At 67.7% G+C, this 13,869-nt stretch carries 15 protein-coding genes; 2 read left to right on the top strand and 13 right to left on the bottom strand.

Annotated elements, in window-relative coordinates; translation table 11 throughout:
• Positions 1-432: 432 nt before the first annotated feature.
• The 5 genes from E3T40_RS07855 to E3T40_RS07835 all read right to left on the bottom strand — a co-directional run bounded on the left by E3T40_RS07855 (position 433) and on the right by E3T40_RS07835 (position 5,751).
• On the bottom strand, positions 433-1,503 hold the full coding sequence (locus E3T40_RS07855) for a glycosidase (RefSeq protein ID WP_134400869.1): 1,071 nt from the start codon (positions 1,501-1,503) through the stop codon (positions 433-435).
• Positions 1,504-1,505: 2 nt separating this feature from the next.
• A complete protein-coding gene (locus E3T40_RS07850; RefSeq protein ID WP_104099316.1) occupies positions 1,506-2,339 on the bottom strand; it encodes a carbohydrate ABC transporter permease in 834 nt (277 codons plus the stop codon).
• Positions 2,336-3,292 carry a carbohydrate ABC transporter permease gene (locus E3T40_RS07845; RefSeq protein ID WP_134543071.1) on the bottom strand — a complete coding sequence of 319 codons (957 nt, stop codon included), beginning with the start codon at positions 3,290-3,292 and terminating at the stop codon, positions 2,336-2,338. The genes E3T40_RS07850 and E3T40_RS07845 overlap by 4 nt, the downstream gene beginning before the upstream one ends.
• Positions 3,293-3,295: 3 nt before the next feature.
• Positions 3,296-4,582: an extracellular solute-binding protein gene (locus tag E3T40_RS07840; protein ID WP_104171345.1), complete on the bottom strand. Its 1,287-nt coding sequence runs from the start codon at positions 4,580-4,582 to the stop codon at positions 3,296-3,298.
• Between the two features lie 80 nt (positions 4,583-4,662).
• Positions 4,663-5,751: a LacI family DNA-binding transcriptional regulator gene (locus E3T40_RS07835; protein ID WP_241981708.1), complete on the bottom strand. Its 1,089-nt coding sequence runs from the start codon at positions 5,749-5,751 to the stop codon at positions 4,663-4,665.
• Between the two features lie 146 nt (positions 5,752-5,897).
• Between E3T40_RS07835 and E3T40_RS07830 the strand changes: the two genes are divergently transcribed.
• Together E3T40_RS07830 and E3T40_RS17310 are read left to right on the top strand one after the other, a co-directional pair.
• Positions 5,898-7,337, top strand: a complete 1,440-nt coding sequence (locus E3T40_RS07830; protein ID WP_134543069.1) for a lipase maturation factor family protein — start codon at positions 5,898-5,900, stop codon at positions 7,335-7,337.
• The gene (locus E3T40_RS17310) at positions 7,330-7,677 is read left to right on the top strand and encodes an NAD(P)-binding protein (protein ID WP_104171290.1); all 348 of its coding nucleotides are present in this window, start codon (positions 7,330-7,332) and stop codon (positions 7,675-7,677) included. The genes E3T40_RS07830 and E3T40_RS17310 overlap by 8 nt, the downstream gene beginning before the upstream one ends.
• Before the next feature lie 63 nt (positions 7,678-7,740).
• On the opposite strand, the gene E3T40_RS07820 is transcribed toward E3T40_RS17310, so the two are convergent.
• Genes E3T40_RS07820 through idi form a run of 8 tightly spaced genes read right to left on the bottom strand, consistent with a single transcriptional unit; the run spans position 7,741 to position 13,830 of the window.
• Positions 7,741-8,142 carry an RNA-binding S4 domain-containing protein gene (locus E3T40_RS07820; protein ID WP_134543068.1) on the bottom strand — a complete coding sequence of 134 codons (402 nt, stop codon included), beginning with the start codon at positions 8,140-8,142 and terminating at the stop codon, positions 7,741-7,743.
• 40 nt (positions 8,143-8,182) lie between these two features.
• Positions 8,183-9,085, bottom strand: a complete 903-nt coding sequence (locus tag E3T40_RS07815) for a prenyltransferase (protein ID WP_134543067.1) — start codon at positions 9,083-9,085, stop codon at positions 8,183-8,185.
• Positions 9,078-9,386 (bottom strand): lycopene cyclase domain-containing protein, encoded by a 309-nt coding sequence (locus tag E3T40_RS07810; protein WP_134543066.1) that lies wholly within the window; start codon positions 9,384-9,386, stop codon positions 9,078-9,080. Before E3T40_RS07810 ends, E3T40_RS07815 begins: the two co-directional genes overlap by 8 nt.
• On the bottom strand, positions 9,383-9,733 hold the full coding sequence (locus E3T40_RS07805) for a lycopene cyclase domain-containing protein (protein ID WP_134543065.1): 351 nt from the start codon (positions 9,731-9,733) through the stop codon (positions 9,383-9,385). The genes E3T40_RS07810 and E3T40_RS07805 overlap by 4 nt, the downstream gene beginning before the upstream one ends.
• A 30-nt stretch (positions 9,734-9,763) precedes the next feature.
• Positions 9,764-11,368 carry a phytoene desaturase family protein gene (gene crtI / locus E3T40_RS07800; RefSeq protein ID WP_134543064.1) on the bottom strand — a complete coding sequence of 535 codons (1,605 nt, stop codon included), beginning with the start codon at positions 11,366-11,368 and terminating at the stop codon, positions 9,764-9,766.
• Complete coding sequence (locus tag E3T40_RS07795; RefSeq protein ID WP_104171286.1) at positions 11,365-12,258, bottom strand: squalene/phytoene synthase family protein; 894 nt, start codon at positions 12,256-12,258, stop codon at positions 11,365-11,367. Before E3T40_RS07795 ends, crtI begins: the two co-directional genes overlap by 4 nt.
• A complete protein-coding gene (locus E3T40_RS07790; RefSeq protein ID WP_134543063.1) occupies positions 12,255-13,298 on the bottom strand; it encodes a polyprenyl synthetase family protein in 1,044 nt (347 codons plus the stop codon). The genes E3T40_RS07795 and E3T40_RS07790 overlap by 4 nt, the downstream gene beginning before the upstream one ends.
• On the bottom strand, positions 13,291-13,830 hold the full coding sequence (gene idi, locus E3T40_RS07785; RefSeq protein ID WP_134543062.1) for an isopentenyl-diphosphate Delta-isomerase: 540 nt from the start codon (positions 13,828-13,830) through the stop codon (positions 13,291-13,293). Before idi ends, E3T40_RS07790 begins: the two co-directional genes overlap by 8 nt.
• Between the last annotated feature and the right edge of the window lie 39 nt (positions 13,831-13,869).

The following is a 13,869-nucleotide window of genomic DNA, read 5'->3' as shown; positions in this document are numbered from 1 at the left end:
GCGCAGGCGATCCGCTTCTGGCCGGCCAAAGCCTCGGCGTCGGGAAGAGCCGCGAGGTCGGCGCTCGAGGAGCCCAGCAGGGCGACAGCGTCGGCCGCCCGCCTGAGGTCATCCGCGAGGTTCGTCATGTTATGAGGATACCTTAAGGAGCACACGTAGTCGAGTGTCACTCACCTTCTGTAAATGCGAGTTTCGTATCTTTGTTCAGGCGCGCGGCTGTTTGGCCGCGCGGCGCCACCGATGATCGTTTGCAGCGTCAGCGGTGAGCCTGCTTCCAGACCCTGCGCCACGAAAGCCGAAGGCGGCCTCCCGGGGATGAGCCCCGGCGAGACCGCCACCAACCGACAAGCGCTCAAGCGCTCAAGCGCTCAAGCGCTCAAGCGCTCAAGCGCTCAAGCGCTCAAGCGCTCAAGCGCACCAGCACCTGAGCCCCTACGAGCCCACGCGATCCAGGCGCGCCACGCCGATCTTCGAGTCGGCCATGCCGTAGAACACGAACAGCTGCCCCGCGATCTCCTCGATCGCGGTCGGAAACACCACGTTCGGCACGATGCCGCTGATCTCATCGGGCGTCTCCGCCTTGAGCAGCGGCTCCGACGTGCGCTTCAGCACGATGGTCGGGTCGTCCGCGTCGAGAATCATCGCTCCGGCCGAGTAGTTCACCTTCTGCTGCTGCGAGAACGCGCCGTCGATGGTTCCGGTGACGCCGTGGTGCATCAGCAGCCAGCCCTCCGGCACCCGCAACGGGGCAGGGCCGCCGCCGATCTTCAGCTCTTCGAACGCGAACTCCGGCCCGGCCAGGAAACGGTGGCCGCTCCAGAAGGTGAGCTTCGTGATGTCGGCGAGCACATCCGCGACCGGCAGATAGCTGATCCAGATGCTCTGCCGGGTGTCGGTGACGCCGGCGGGAACACGGATGCCCTCACCCGGCTTGACCTCGCCCAGATCCCACATCGGGCGGTGCAGCACGGCGAAGCACTCGACTCCATTCGGGCCGGCGACCGGCTCCGGGAAGAACACGGTGTCCTTGTTGTGGAACAGGTTCAGGTCCATGTCCAGCGTGTCGTCGAAGGCGAACAGCGCCGGACCGAGCCGGCGCCACTCGCGCAGGTCCGAGGACACGGCCACGGCCGTGCGCGGGCCGAGGGGGCCGTAGGCGACGTAGGTCATCACGTGTAGGCCGAGCCGGGGAACGAAGGTGATCCTGGGATCTTCCACTCCGGCGTTGTTCGCGCCGCGCTCCCAGCCGCGGTCCGGTGCAAGAACGACACCCTCGCGTTCGACGCCCGTGGGTACGCCGTCGGTGATGATGACCTTTGCGAGTCCGACGCGGGAGACGTTTCCGGTGGCGACCAGTCGGGGGAGCAGATACAGAGTTCCGTCGGCAGAGTGCCCCGTGCCGGGGTTCAGCACCCCCTCGGCCTCGAGGTCGTTGCCCGCTTCGGGCGTCATGATGACGCCCATTCGGGTCAGGGTGTAGGGGAATTCAGTGGGGTTGGGCATTTCTAACCTTTCACGCCGGAGCCGATATTGTTCGACACGAAGTGCCGTTGGAAGAGGAGGAACAGGATCACAGCAGGGGCGGCCAGGACGCAGGCCCCGGCGAGAACCGCCCCGAACGGGTTCGCCGCTGTGGCGGCGATATTGCTCAGGTAGTTGGCGAGTGACACGGCGAGAGGCTGGAGGGACGCTTCCTTGGTGATCAGGAACGGCCAGAGGAATTCGTTCCACGGTCCGATGAAGGTCAGCAGCACGACGGTCAGCAGGGCCGGCCGCACCAGAGGCAGGGCGATCCGCCGCAGGATCCGCAGTTCGCCGGCGCCGTCGATGCGGGCGGCATCGAACAGATCCTTCGGAATCTGCAGGAAGTACTGCCGGAAGATGATCACGGCAGTCGAGTTGATGGCGAACGGCAGGATCATGCCCAGATAGTTGTCGGCCAGTCCGTAGTCCCGGGCGATCATCACGTAGAGCGGGATCATCAGCAGCTGGAACGGCACGACCTGCACGAGCAGTGCGAGAGCGAAGGTGACACCGCGTCCGCGCCACTGCAGCTGGGCGAGGGCATAGCCCACTAGAACACCGAAAACCACGGTGAAGAGAATGACGCCACCCGTGAAGATCCCCGAGTTGAGCAGCCCCTGCAGCAGGTTGATCCGGCTGTTGATGTCACCGTAGTTGTCGAGCGTCAGGTTGGCGGGGTTCGGGAACGCGCCGGCGACAGTCGGGTCCGGTTCCTTCTGGAGCGAGCCGATGACCATGTAGTAGAAGGGGAACAGGAACACAAGCGCCCCGACCGTGAGCACCACACCCCGCAGGATGTTCTGCCCGCGGCTCATGATTCGTCACCGCCTGCAAGCTTGCGCTGGATGAACGCGAGGATGAGAACTCCGATCACGAGGATGACGCCGATCGCGGCCGCCGTGTCGGGCGACCCCTGTTCGATCCCGCGCTGGTACATCATCAGCACGGGTGACGAGGATGCCCCGTTCGGGCCGCCGCCGCCGGTGAGCAGGTACGGCTCCGTGAAGAGGTTGGCGCCGGTGACCGTCGAGAGCAGCAGCACGAGCACAGTCGCCGGGCGTACGCCCGGCACGGTGACCGAGAAGAAACTTCGGATCCTGCCCGCGCCATCCGTTGAAGCAGCCTCGTACAGTTCCTCCGACACGTTCTGCAGGGCGGCCAGGTAGAGCAGAATGAAGAATCCGAGGCCCTTCCAGGTCACGAAGATCGCGATGGTGGGCATGGCCCAGTCCTCGTTGATCAGCCACGCCGGATCGGGCGCGAGCGGCCCGAGAATCTGGTTCACGAGGCCGTTGCCGCTGAACAGGAAGATCCAGACGCCGACGACGGCGACGCTCGCGGTCACATAGGGCACGTAGTAGGCAACGCGCAGGAAGGTGCGGAACCGCACGGCCTTGTTCAGGGCGGTGGCGAGCATGAGCGAGAGGATGACCGTCAACGGCACGTTGATCAGCAGGAAGACTCCCACGTTGCCGAAGGAACGGATGATGGCCGGGTCGGCCAGCACTTCCCGAAAATTGTCCAGGCCGACGAATGGCCGGTCCACATCGGCGCCGGGTGCTGCGAAGAAGTAGTCGTGAAACGACATCCAGAAGGCGAAGACCAGCGGGTAGGCGAAGACGGCCAGAACGAAGATGAGGTAGGGGGCGCTGAGCAGGAGCCCGAATGGGTTCTTGCCCAGAAGGGGGTGTTTGCGCCGGCGGGGGCCCCCGCCGGGAGGAGTTGCGCTCCTCCCGGCGACGGTCCGACTCGCGGTTGACTGGGACATCCGTTACGGCTTGGAGATCAGGGTTTTGATCTTCTCGGCGGCGGAGTCGAGGGCGGCGGGGATCTCACCCTCGCCGGTGATGACCGACTTCGTGTACGCGTCGCGGAAGGCCTGCCAGGCGGCGACCGAGCTGGAGACGTTGGGAACCTCGACCATGCGGGATGCCTGGTCGCCGAACTGCTCGTAGGCCGGGTTGGCCGCGAAGTACTCCGGATACACCGTTGGGAGGTCCTCGCGGAGCGGCATCTGGCCGGTCAGCTCGAGAAGCTGTCCGTCCTGGTCCTCGCTGGTGGCGAATTTCAGCACATCCCAGGCGGTGGCCTGGTTCTCGCAGGCCGTGAACATTCCGACGTTCTTCGCGTCACTGAACGTGTAGGTTTCCTCGGCCGGAGTGCCCTCGCTGGTGGGAACGGGAACCGCACCCCAGTTCACGGCGTCCTTGTACACCGACACGGCCCACGGGCCGACGATGGACATCGCGGCCTGGCCATCGGCGAACGAGTCGCCCTGGTACTGCTCTTTGCCGGCGAGACCCTCGGCGTACAGGGTCTTCCAGAACTCCGCGACCTTCGCGCCGTCCTCGTCGTTGAAGGTGGCCTCACCGTCTTCGATCAACTGCGTGCCACCGGTTTCGGCGGCGTAGAGCGGGTAGAAGTCGAACCAGCTCTGGAAGAACTGGCTGGTCGGGGCCGGGTAGATGGCGTTCGGCGCGGCGCCGCTCTCGACGAGGGTGCGCGAGGTGGCGAGGAATTCGTCGTAAGTGGCCAACTGGGGGTTCTCGGCGTCGAGTCCGGCGGCGGTGAACATGTCCTTGTTGTAGAAGATCATGACGGGGTTGGACTTCCACGGCATCTGGAAGTACTTCGCGTCGGCGCCCTGGTACTGCTCGGCCGTGTCGCCGCTGCGTGCCTCGATGTAGGCGGCGCCGTCCTCGAAGCTGGAGAGGTCGACGAGACCACCCTGCTTCTCGAACTGCGGCACCGCGACCGGGGCCGTGTTGAATACGAGGCAGGGGGCGTTGCCGGCCGTGATGGCGGCACCGATGACCTCCTCGCTGCTCTTACCGGCCGGGATTTCCTGCGCCTTCACCTTTTCGTCCGGGTTCTCGGCGTTCCAGGCCTCCACCATCTGCTTGCCCCAGGCGATCTCGGTTTCGTTGTTCGAGTACCAGATCGTGATCGGCCCGCGGTTGGTGGCCGCGTCACCCGTCGTCCCCCCGGACGCGCAAGCGCTTAGTGCCAAGGCCACTGTGGCGGATGCCGCCGTAACGGTGAGAATCCGCCTGGCCATTCCATTGCTGTGCATGTGGTGCTCCATTTCTCAAAACCCGCAGCAGCCTTGCTGCGGTAAACATGTGTCAGCGCTGTGGGTCAGCCGTGGGGCGGGGCGGTCGACCCGCGCACCACGAGCCGGGCCGCCGGGAGGTCCACGTCGTCCGCCGAGCCGTTCTCCATCAGGGCCAAAAGCGTGCTCGCCGCCGCGCGGCCCCACGCCATCGGTGCTGCGCTGACGGTGGTCAGGGGCGGGTACACGTAACGGCAGAAGTCGATGTCGTCGTAGCCCGTGATCGAGAGGTCGTCGGGGACCCGCACGCCCAGCTCGTGCGCCATGCCGAGACCGGCGATGGCCATCGGGTCGTTGGCATAGACGATCGCAGTCGGGGGCGTGTCCTGGGTCAGGAGGCGCCGAGTGGCATCTGACCCGGCGCCCACGGAGAAATCGGTCTCGACGGTCTGCCCCTCCGGCAGGCCCGCCTCGCGCAGGGCGGCGGCGAAGGCCGCGCGCCGGCGGCTGCCGTGCAGCAGCGTCGAGCTGCCCGCGACGTGCGCGATGCGGCGGTGGCCGAGGGTGGCGAGGTGAGCGACGGATGCCATCACACCAGGTGTGTCGTCCACGGTCACCGCAGGGAAGGGGCTGGGCCCGTCGGGGCGTCCGAGCGTGACCGCCGGCAGACCAAGCTCGGCGAGGAGCGGGATGCGCGGGTCGCCGTGGCGGAGGTCGCTGAGAAAGACCCCGTCGACGCGCCCGTCGGCCACGAGTGAGCGGTAGGTCTTCAACTCGGTCTCCTCGTCGGGAACGACGCTGAGCACGAGGGCGCGACCCTCCGGGGCAAGGATGCTCTCGACGCCCGCGATGAAGGAGGGGAAGAACGGGTCGGAGGCAAGCACGTCCGGGTTGCGGGCGATCACGAGGCCGAGCGCGTAGGACCGCTGCGTGGAGAGCGACCGGGCGCGGAGGGACGGCTTCCAGCCCAGCTCCTTGGCGACGTGAAGGATGCGCACCCGGGTCTCGGGGGCGACGCCGGGCCGGTTGTTGAGGGCGAAGGAGACGAGGCCCTTGCTGACGCCGGCCCGCTTGGCGACCACCTCGATGGTGACCTTTGGGGGGTTCGCGACCGACTTCGCGGCGGACTGAGCGGTGGGCTTCACGGTGGTGGTGGCACGAATATTCGCAGGCACGTTTCTGGGCCTCCTCATTGACAGCCGACCCAACCTGAACCGGTTTAGAAAGGCTATAGCGGTTTAGTTCCCCCCGTCAAGGGGGCGGCTCCGATTACAGCCGGTCCGATTGAACCCAGGCCGGGGAAGGCCTAGATTGTGCTCAAATGGACTGGTTCGGGGCCGGAGAATACGAGATCGCGCGGCAGGTGCTGCAGCGCGGGGTGGCTGCCTGCTACCTGATCGCCTTCGTTTCGGCCGTCAACCAATTCCCCGCGCTGCTCGGCGACCATGGCCTGCTCCCGGTGGCCCGTTTTGTGGCCCGCGTGAGGTTCAGCGAGTCGCCGAGTATTTTCCACTGGCATTACTCCGACCGGATGCTGCGTTCCCTCGCCTGGTCCGGCGCCGCCGTGGCGGCCACGCTCGTGGCCGGCCTGCCGCAGCTCGGGCCGCCCTGGCTGCCGATGGTCGCTTTCCTCCTGCTCTTCGTGGGCTACCTGTCGATCGTCAACGTCGGCCAATCCTTCTACTCGTTCGGCTGGGAGAGTCTGCTGCTGGAGGGCGGTTTCGTGGTGGCCTTCCTCGGCTCCGAGCAGGTGGCCCCTCCGCTCTTCGTGATCCTGTTCTGCCGCTGGCTGCTCTTCCGGCTGGAATTCGGCGCCGGCCTGATTAAGATCCGCGGCGGCCGGGAGTGGCGAGACCTGACCGCCCTCTATTACCACCATGAAACGCAGCCGATGCCGAACCCGCTCAGTTGGTTCGCACACCACCTGCCCCCGTGGTTCCACCGCGGGGAGGTGATCGGCAACCACTTCGCGCAGTTGGTCGTGCCGTTCTTCCTCTTTGCGCCCCAGCCCGTCGCATCCGTCGCGGCCCTGATCGTGATCCTGAGCCAGTTCTGGCTGGTGCTCACCGGCAACTTCGCCTGGCTGAACTGGATCACCATCGTGCTGGCCTTCTCTGCCGTCGACGACGCCACGCTGCGTGCGGTGCTGCCGTGGCTGCCGGCCGGGGAGGCCGCACCGGATGGCCCGCTCTGGTTCGTGATCGTGGTCAGCCTGGCCACCGCCCTGCTCCTGGTGCTCAGCTACTGGCCGCTTCGCAACCTGGTCGCCCGCCGGCAACTGATGAATGCGAGCTTCAACCGGTACCACCTGGTGAACGCCTACGGTGCGTTCGGCACGGTCACCCGGCAGCGCCACGAGGTGGTCGTCGAGGGCAGCGACGCCGCCGACCCGACCGACGAGACGGGCTGGCGCGCTTACGAGTTCCGCGGCAAGCCCGGCGACCCCGAGCACCGGCCCCGCCAGTTCGCGCCGTACCACCTGCGCCTGGACTGGCTGATGTGGTTCCTGGCGCTCGGCGACCCGGGCACCCGCTGGTTCGAGATGTTCCTGGCCCGCCTCCTCGAGGGCGACCGACCCACGCTGCGGATGGTGCGGGTCAACCCGTTCCCGCAGGCCCCGCCCCGCTACGTGCGCGCCCGGGTCTACCGCTACCGCTACTCCACTCCGGACGAACGCCGAGAGACCCGAGACTGGTGGGTGCGCTCGGAGGTCGGCCTGCTCGTGGCCCCCATCACCCTGGCCTGGAGGTCCCGTGCCTGACGTCGACGTGGTTGGAGCCGGGCCCAACGGGCCGGAGGCGGCGCTCGTCCTGGCCCGGACCGGGCTGAGCGTGCACGTCACCGAGCGGGAGAGCCGGCCCGGCGGCGCCCAGCGCACGGAGAAGCTGAGCATCGTCGACGGCATCCGGGAAGACGCCGGTTCCTTGGCTCTACCTCTGCTTGGCCTCCACCCCGCCGGGCCCGGCCGTGCGCGGCATGAACGGCAGGTAGGCCGCCACCCTGGCCGCGCCCGTCTGGCTGCGATTCCACCGTCGTTTCGGCGGAGAGCCAGAACGAGGGGTGAATGTCCGAACCGCACCGCCCGGCTGCACGGGCGGTGATGTGGCACATCCTGCGACACGCGAGCTCGGCCGGGCCTGACCCACGACTGAGCCGGGACGCTGCTACTCGTCGTCGGGGCCCGGCGGCAGCACCTCGGGCGCCCGAAGCTTGTCGATCTCGCGGCGTTCGCGCTTGGTGGGACGGCCGGCGCCGCGGTCCCGCATCGGGAGGAGCGCCACCTCCTCGCGCGGGGGCGGCGGGGGAGTCTGGTCGACGAAGCACTCCGCCGCGACTGGCGCGCTGACCCGTTTGACCATGATCTTCGACACGACCAGGATGCGGTCGAAACCGCTGATGCGCACCCGCACCTCGTCGCCGATCCGCACGGTCTGCGCGGACTTGGCCCGCTCGCCGTTCACCTTGACGTGACCGGCTCGGCAGGCGGCCGTGGCCTGGGAACGGGTCTTGAACATCCGCACGGCCCAGGCCCAGCTGTCGACACGGGCGGTGGTCAGAGGCTCCATCCCTCGACTCTACGGCCCGCAGGCCCGAACCGCCCGCACCCTAGAAGGGCCCGAGCTTCACCCAGGCGATCAGCAGCATGGTCACCAGGAATCCGGTCAGGAAGTTGAGCCAGAGAAAACGCGTCCAGCCGGCGTTCGCGGTCTCGGACCGCTCGTCCGACACCGACCGGAACGGCCAGGCCGCCAGAATGTAGGGCACCGCGAGCACCGAGGCCAGCAGCCCGGGCCAGCCGGTCACAAGCATGAGCAGCCCGGCCAGGGCCCAGAATGCGATCGCGAGGCGCACGGTCCGCGCGGCGCCGAGCGCGGTCGCGACCGAGGCGATGCCGCCTTCCCGGTCGGGCACGACGTCCTGTACGGCGCCGAAAGCGTGGCTGGCCATGCCCCAGAGGAAGAACGCGGCGAGCAGGGCAACCAGGCCGGGCGTCGCGACGGCGCCGGCCACCACGAGACCGTAGACGGCGGGGCTGACGAAGTGGGTGCTCGAGGTGATCGAGTCCACGATCGGGCGCTCCTTGAACCGTAGTCCCGGAACGGAGTACGCGGCCACCGCGAACAGGCTCACGGCCAGAATGAACCATGACCACGGATGCTCCGCGCCGGCCAAGACGAGCATCGCCACCAGCATGGGCACAGCCGTCACGATCCCGGAGACGAGCACCGTGCGGTGAAGGACCGGGTCCAGCATGGCTCCCTCGACGCCGCCCTTGCGCGGGTTGCGCAGGTCGGACTCGTAGTCGAAGACGTCGTTGATTCCGTACATCAGCAGGTTGTACGGAATGAGGAAGAAGAGGGTGCCCACCAGCAGCAGGGCGTCCACCCGGCCGGTCGTCACCACATACGCGGCGGCAAACGGGAACGCCGTGTTGATCCAGCTCAGCGGACGCGACGAGAGCAGCACCTGCCGGGTCTTCCAGAGCGGCGGGGTGCGAGTCTCAGTCATTCGGTTTTCTTTCCAGCAGGGCCCAGAGCGCGGGCAGCAGGAGCGCTGCCGCAACGGGATAGGCGAAGTCTTCGATCGGGGCCAGGCCGATCCGCAATCCGAAGATGCGGCTGGGATCGTAGTCGACCAGTCCGACCCCGATCATAATGCTGTCGAAAACGGCCGTGAGCACGAGCACGGTGGCCACGGCGATCCCGGCGGCACGGATCCTGTGCCGGGAGAGCCGGCCGCGGCGCACGGCCGCGAGGAACACAGCCGTGGCGAGCAGAAGGAAGACGGTGTTCAGGAGCAGGTAGGTCACCCGTCGCTCCCCTCGTCGACGCCGGCCCGTTCGGCCCGGGAGGCGAGCAGCAGGCGCGCCCCCTGCACGGCGTTCATGGTGAGGTAGCAGAGGAAGGTGAGGAAGAAGAACTCCTCCACGGGCAGCTCCGGGGCCAGCTGCAGACCGGTCATCAGGGTCGTCTCGCCCCGGTAGAAGATGCCCAGGCCGATTCCGAAGAGGTCCCAGACGAGGAAGTACACCAGCCCGGCGCCGAGCACGATGGCCGCTCGCACCGGGTTCCGCCAGAAGAACAGCCGGAAGCGACGGTCGAACAGCACCATTGCCCCCAGGCTGAGAAGCAGGGTCAGCAGATACGCGAACGTCACAGCACTACCGGATTCACTGTGCTGCCGAAGTCACTGGGCTTCCGGCAGCGGCGCCCGCACGGAGTTCGGCAGCGGTTCCGGGAGCGGTCCCGTGCTCGTGTCCGAGTTGATCCGCTTGAGGAGAATTTCAGCGCTGATCAAGCACATCGGAAGTCCGATGCCCGGGATGGTGGTGCCGCCGGCGTAGAACAGACCGTCGACCTTCGCGGAGGCGTTGGAGCCGCGCAGGAATGCGCTCTGCCGCAGGGTGTGCGCCGGGCCGAGGGCCCCGCCGCGCCAGGAGTTGAGGTCGTCGGCGAAGTCGCCAGGTCCCACCGTGCGGCGCACCACGATCCGCTCCGCCAGGTCGGGAATGCCGGCCCAGTCGCTGAGCTGTCTGACGGTGTCATCCGCGATCTTCTCGATCGCGGCCGAGCCTTGGCCGTTGATCCCGCCGTGGCCGAGGCCCGGGTCGGCGGGGATCGGCACCAGCAGGAACATGTTCGTGTAGCCCTCAGGGGCGACTCCCGGGTCGGTGGCACTGGGCATACAGGCGTAGAAGGAGGCCGGCGAGGGCACGCTGGTCTTCTTGCCGAAGATACGGCCGAAGTTCTCGGCCCAGTCCCTGGTGAAGAACAGACTGTGATGTTTCAGCTCGGGCAGGTCTCCCTTGATGCCGAGCATCACGAGCACGGCGCCCGGACCGGAGACGCGCTTCTGCCACCAGCGCTCGGGGTAGGTCTGCGCGGATGCCGGCAGCAGCTCGGTCTCCGTGTGGTGCAGGTCGGCGGCCGAGACGACCGTGTCGGCGTCGAGGGTGACACTGGTGCCGTCGCCCGTGCGATAGCTGACCCCGGCGACGGCGGTCGCGGCGCCCGGGGTGGTGTGGATCGCCGTCACGGTCGCCTCGGTGATCACGGTCACGCCCTGCGCTCTCGCGATGTCGGCGATGCTGTCGATCAGCCGAGTGAACCCACCCTGCGGATAGAGCACGCCGTCGGCCATGTCGAGGTGGCTCATCAGGTGGTACATCGACGGGGTCTGGTCGGGCGAGGAGCCGAGAAACACGGCCGGGTAGCCGAGGATCTGGCGCAAACGGTGGTCCTTCACATAGCCGGCCACGAATTTGTCCAGCGGCTGCAGCAGCAGTCGGGCCAACCGACCGAGCCGCTTCAGGACATCCGGAACCAGCAGGGGTGTGAAGGAGGCGAAGCTTGTATACAGGAACCGTTTGACTGCCATGTCATATGTCTCTTTGGCCGAGACGAGGTAGCGGTCGAGGGCCGCGCCCGCACCGGGTTCGAGGCTTTCGAACAGACGGATGTTGTCGGCCCGCTCGGCCGCGATGTCCACCGGCTCCGTCGTGCCCTCGAAGAAGACCCGGTAGCCCGGGTCGAGGCGGGTCAGGTCGAGCTGTTCCGCGGAGGATGTGCCGAACAGCCGGTAGAAGTGGTCGAACACCTGCGGCATCAGGTACCAGGACGGCCCGGTCTCGAACCGGAAGCCGTCGACGTCCCAGAAGCCGGCCCGGCCGCCGAGGGTGGCCTGCGCCTCGAGCAGGGTGACCTGGTGGCCGTCCCGGGCCAGCAGCGCGGCGCTGGCCAGTCCGGCGATGCCGCCGCCGATGACAACGGTGTGCCTGATCGGTGCGCTCATCGCTTCCACGCTCCCGGTCCGAACGACGCGGTGAGTGCAATCATGATTTTCTCCGGATCCGGCACCCGTACCCGGGCGCTCATCAGTTCTCGCGCGGGGGTGACTCGCAGCTTCGCCGACAAGCGGGCGAAAAGGTGGTGTGCAGCGGTGACCGCGCGGCGGCTCCCCACCGGGAGCATGGGCAACACGCGGGCCGCCGCGTCGAGGTCGGCGTCCATGTCGTCGAGGAGTTCGTTCTTCTGTGTTTCGGTCATGGTCAGCAGGTTCACACCGGGAAAGTAGTTGCGGCCGAGGGCGTCCCGGTCGGCGGCGAGGTCGCGCAGGAAGTTGACCTTCTGGAAGGCCGCGCCGAGGCTCCGGGCACCGGCCTCGAGAACCTGGAGCTCATCGGTCGTGCACCGCGTGTCCTGCACGAAGCAGCGCAGACACATCAGCCCGATCACCTCGGCCGAACCGTAGATGTACTCGGCCACTCCGGCCGCGTCGAACGGCAACGGGTCGAGGTCCCGGCGCATCGAGGCGAAGAAGGGTGTGGTCAGGCTGGTGTCGATTCCGGCTTCCCGGGCGGTCGCCGCGAAGGCGTGCACGACCAGATTGGTGCTGAAGCCCGACCCCATCGCCTGGCTGGTCTCCCGTTCGAGCGCGTCCAGCAGGTCGCGCTGGCCGTCCACGTTCACGCCGGCCTGGCTTGCGGCGCCGTCCACGATCTCATCGGCGACCCGGACCAGGGCGTAGATGGTGCGCACCTGGCTGCGCACGCGCGGCTCGAGGAGACGGGCCGCGAGGCCGAACGAGGTGGAATAGTGGCCGATGACCGTGGCGGAGCTGGCCCGGGCCGCGGCGTTGTACTTCGCGATGCCGGTGTGGTCGTCGGGGCTGTCACGTTTCATCGGCTGCGATTCACGGCGGTGCCTGCCAGGGTGGTGAGCAGCTCGCGCAGGGGCGCCGGTACGGCGGCCGTATCGAGCGCGGCCACGGCGCGGGTGCAGTGGTCGGTGGCCAGCTCATCCGTTGCCTGCAGGGCGCCGCAGTCACGAAGCAGGCCGCGCACGGTGTCCGCTTCCGCCTCGGTGAGGTCGGCCTTGCCGATGAAGGGGGCGATCTCTGGCCAGCCGTGGGTGGTGCCCGCGTGGGCGATCAGGGTCGTCTGCTTGCCTTCCCGCAGGTCGGTGAGCACGCTTTTGCCGGTCTTCTCCGGGTTGCCGAAGACCCCGAGGACGTCGTCGGTCAGCTGGAAGGCCACGCCGATCAGGCGGCCGTAGGCGCCGAGCACGTCGATCGCCTCGGCCGAGCCGCCGGCCAGGATGGCGCCGGCCTGCAGGGGAGCCTCGAACGAGTAGACCGCCGTCTTCTGCTCCAGGGTGGAGATGACCTGGGCCACCGTGAGCGGATGCTTCGACGCGGCGTTGGTGACGTCCGCCAGTTCCCCGGCAGCGGAGACGAACACCGCTCGATCGAGCAGGTCGAGCAGGCGGCCGCGCAGTTCGAGCTCGACCGGCAGCATCGCGAGGGCGCGGTGGGCCTCGCTCAGCGCCAGGTCGCCGGCTAGGATCGCGGCCGTCGCGGCCCACGCCCCGGCCTGGTCGCCGGCTCCGTGGGCGAGGGCGCGCTCGGTGAACTGCCCGGCGATGTTGGCCACGCCGCGGCGGGCGAGGTCGTGGTCGATCACGTCGTCGTGGATCACGAAGGCCGTGTGCAACAGTTCGAAGCTGACCGCGACCGGAGTGGCCAGGGTGAGGTCGGTGCCGCCGAGGCCGGTGAACGCGGCCAGCACCAGTGCGGGGCGCACACGCTTGCCGCCGCTGCTGGCCTGCTCAAGAGAGTCCCAGAGCGCGACATAGTGTTCGCCGTAGTCGCTGGCGCGCAGGCGGGCGGCAGCGAAAAAACGCTGCAACTCCGTCCCTACCCCGAGCGTCTGGATTTCATGCATCGAAACTGGTCAATTCCTGGAGCTGCAGCCCCAACCAGGGGCTGAACGCCCACGGGGCGTCCCGCACCGAGCGCTGCAGGGCGGCCGGCTCCACCCAGGCAAATTCCATGACCTCGTCCGGGTTGGGTACGGGTTCGCCGGTGGCGCGGGCCAGGTAGACGGGGCAGATCTCGTTCTCGACGATGCCGCTGCTGTCGACGGCGCGGTAGCGGAAGTCAGGCAGGGTGACCGTCAGGTTCGCAATCGAGAGTCCGAGCTCGAACAGCGCGCGCCGCTCGATGGCAGCGGGAAATTCCTCGCCCGGGAGCGGATGGCCGCAAAAGGAGTTGGTCCAGACGCCCGGCCAGGTCCTCTTCGACAGGGCGCGTCGGGTAACGAGAACCTCGCCGGTCGGATTGAGCACATGGCAGGAGAAAGCGAGGTGGAGCGCGGTGTCCGTGTCGTGCACACTGAGCTTCGGGGCCGTGCCGATTTCGCGGCCGGACTCGTCCAGCAGGACCACGAGTTCTTCGAGCACTTCGACCGGCCGCATTAGCCATCCCTTCGGGTGATTCAGTCAAGATACCGGAAA

Origin of the sequence: Cryobacterium sp. TMT1-19, assembly GCF_004403055.1 — a bacterium.
Lineage (GTDB): Bacteria > Actinomycetota > Actinomycetes > Actinomycetales > Microbacteriaceae > Cryobacterium > Cryobacterium sandaracinum.
The sequence above is the reverse complement of the archived record's forward strand: the minus strand, read 5'-3'. Positions and strand labels throughout refer to the sequence as shown.

What these genes read in the sequence shown, in the direction of transcription:
- E3T40_RS07855 (WP_134400869.1), bottom strand. Translation starts at nt 1,503, where the DNA reads ATGCCCAACCCCACTGAATTCCCCTACACCCTGACCCGAATGGGCGTC.
- E3T40_RS07850 (WP_104099316.1), bottom strand. Translation starts at nt 2,339, where the DNA reads ATGAGCCGCGGGCAGAACATCCTGCGGGGTGTGGTGCTCACGGTCGGG.
- E3T40_RS07845 (WP_134543071.1), bottom strand. Translation starts at nt 3,292, where the DNA reads ATGTCCCAGTCAACCGCGAGTCGGACCGTCGCCGGGAGGAGCGCAACT.
- E3T40_RS07840 (WP_104171345.1), bottom strand. Translation starts at nt 4,582, where the DNA reads ATGGCCAGGCGGATTCTCACCGTTACGGCGGCATCCGCCACAGTGGCC.
- E3T40_RS07830 (WP_134543069.1), top strand. Translation starts at nt 5,898, where the DNA reads ATGGACTGGTTCGGGGCCGGAGAATACGAGATCGCGCGGCAGGTGCTG.
- E3T40_RS07820 (WP_134543068.1), bottom strand. Translation starts at nt 8,142, where the DNA reads ATGGAGCCTCTGACCACCGCCCGTGTCGACAGCTGGGCCTGGGCCGTG.
- E3T40_RS07815 (WP_134543067.1), bottom strand. Translation starts at nt 9,085, where the DNA reads ATGACTGAGACTCGCACCCCGCCGCTCTGGAAGACCCGGCAGGTGCTG.
- crtI (WP_134543064.1), bottom strand. Translation starts at nt 11,368, where the DNA reads ATGAGCGCACCGATCAGGCACACCGTTGTCATCGGCGGCGGCATCGCC.
- E3T40_RS07795 (WP_104171286.1), bottom strand. Translation starts at nt 12,258, where the DNA reads ATGAAACGTGACAGCCCCGACGACCACACCGGCATCGCGAAGTACAAC.
- E3T40_RS07790 (WP_134543063.1), bottom strand. Translation starts at nt 13,298, where the DNA reads ATGCATGAAATCCAGACGCTCGGGGTAGGGACGGAGTTGCAGCGTTTT.
- idi (WP_134543062.1), bottom strand. Translation starts at nt 13,830, where the DNA reads ATGCGGCCGGTCGAAGTGCTCGAAGAACTCGTGGTCCTGCTGGACGAG.